Source organism: Pseudomonas sp. PS02302 (assembly GCF_029959585.1).
GTDB lineage: Bacteria > Pseudomonadota > Gammaproteobacteria > Pseudomonadales > Pseudomonadaceae > Chryseomonas > Chryseomonas aestiva.
Genome location: NZ_JASCON010000158.1, coordinates 1 through 2407 on the forward strand (window position 1 = coordinate 1; position 2407 = coordinate 2407).

Annotated in this window: 1 rRNA gene; it reads left to right on the plus strand. The window is 53.3% G+C overall.

Annotated features, from left to right (window positions below):
• Window positions 1–2351: ribosomal RNA gene (locus QMX82_RS25565) — 23S ribosomal RNA — on the plus strand; the annotation flags it as partial.
• Between the last annotated feature and the right edge of the window lie 56 nt (window positions 2352–2407).

Below are 2407 nucleotides of genomic sequence, written 5' to 3' on the forward strand. Positions count from 1 at the left end.
GGTGACTGCGTACCTTTTGTATAATGGGTCAGCGACTTATTTTCAGTGGCGAGCTTAACCGAATAGGGGAGGCGTAGCGAAAGCGAGTCTTAATAGGGCGTTTAGTCGCTGGGAATAGACCCGAAACCGGGCGATCTATCCATGAGCAGGTTGAAGGTTAGGTAACACTGACTGGAGGACCGAACCCACTTCCGTTGAAAAGGCAGGGGATGACTTGTGGATCGGAGTGAAAGGCTAATCAAGCTCGGAGATAGCTGGTTCTCCTCGAAAGCTATTTAGGTAGCGCCTCATGTATCACTCTGGGGGGTAGAGCACTGTTTCGGCTAGGGGGTCATCCCGACTTACCAAACCGATGCAAACTCCGAATACCCAGAAGTGCCGAGCATGGGAGACACACGGCGGGTGCTAACGTCCGTCGTGAAAAGGGAAACAACCCAGACCGTCAGCTAAGGTCCCAAAGTCCTGGTTAAGTGGTAAACGATGTGGGAAGGCTTAGACAGCTAGGAGGTTGGCTTAGAAGCAGCCACCCTTTAAAGAAAGCGTAATAGCTCACTAGTCGAGTCGGCCTGCGCGGAAGATGTAACGGGGCTCAAACCAGGCACCGAAGCTACGGGTATCACCTTTGGTGATGCGGTAGAGGAGCGTTCTGTAAGCCTGTGAAGGTGAGTTGAGAAGCTTGCTGGAGGTATCAGAAGTGCGAATGCTGACATGAGTAACGACAATGCGAGTGAAAAACTCGCACGCCGAAAGACCAAGGGTTCCTGCGCAACGTTAATCGACGCAGGGTGAGTCGGTCCCTAAGGCGAGGCTGAAAGGCGTAGTCGATGGGAAACGGGTTAATATTCCCGTACTTCTAGTTACTGCGATGGGGGGACGGAGAAGGCTAGGCCAGCTTGGCGTTGGTTGTCCAAGTTTAAGGTGGTAGGCTGACTGTTTAGGTAAATCCGGACAGTTAAGGCCGAGAGCTGATGACGATCCTTCTTTTAGAAGGAGAAGTGGTTGATGCCATGCTTCCAGGAAAAGCCTCTAAGCTTCAGGTAACTAGGAACCGTACCCCAAACCGACACAGGTGGTCGGGTAGAGAATACCAAGGCGCTTGAGAGAACTCGGGTGAAGGAACTAGGCAAAATGGCACCGTAACTTCGGGAGAAGGTGCGCCGGTGAGGGTGAAGGGTTTACCCCGTAAGCTCATGCCGGTCGAAGATACCAGGCCGCTGCGACTGTTTATTAAAAACACAGCACTCTGCAAACACGAAAGTGGACGTATAGGGTGTGACGCCTGCCCGGTGCCGGAAGGTTAATTGATGGGGTTAGCGCAAGCGAAGCTCTTGATCGAAGCCCCGGTAAACGGCGGCCGTAACTATAACGGTCCTAAGGTAGCGAAATTCCTTGTCGGGTAAGTTCCGACCTGCACGAATGGCGTAACGATGGCGGCGCTGTCTCCACCCGAGACTCAGTGAAATTGAAATCGCTGTGAAGATGCAGTGTATCCGCGGCTAGACGGAAAGACCCCGTGAACCTTTACTGTAGCTTTGCACTGGACTTTGAGCTTGCTTGTGTAGGATAGGTGGGAGGCTTTGAAGCGTGGACGCCAGTCTGCGTGGAGCCATCCTTGAAATACCACCCTGGCAATCTTGAGGTTCTAACTCTGGTCCGTTATCCGGATCGAGGACAGTGTATGGTGGGCAGTTTGACTGGGGCGGTCTCCTCCTAAAGAGTAACGGAGGAGTACGAAGGTGCGCTCAGACCGGTCGGAAATCGGTCGTAGAGTATAAAGGCAAAAGCGCGCTTGACTGCGAGACAGACACGTCGAGCAGGTACGAAAGTAGGTCTTAGTGATCCGGTGGTTCTGTATGGAAGGGCCATCGCTCAACGGATAAAAGGTACTCCGGGGATAACAGGCTGATACCGCCCAAGAGTTCATATCGACGGCGGTGTTTGGCACCTCGATGTCGGCTCATCACATCCTGGGGCTGAAGCCGGTCCCAAGGGTATGGCTGTTCGCCATTTAAAGTGGTACGCGAGCTGGGTTTAGAACGTCGTGAGACAGTTCGGTCCCTATCTGCCGTGGACGTTTGAGATTTGAGAGGGGCTGCTCCTAGTACGAGAGGACCGGAGTGGACGAACCTCTGGTGTTCCGGTTGTCACGCCAGTGGCATTGCCGGGTAGCTACGTTCGGAAGAGATAACCGCTGAAAGCATCTAAGCGGGAAACTTGCCTCAAGATGAGATCTCACTGGAGCCTTGAGCTTCCTGAAGGGCCGTCGAAGACTACGACGTTGATAGGTCGGGTGTGTAAGCGCTGTGAGGCGTTGAGCTAACCGATACTAATTGCCCGTGAGGCTTGACCATATAACACCCAAACAATCTGACCGCGGTCAGAGCGTGAGGAAGACGACGCCGAAAAC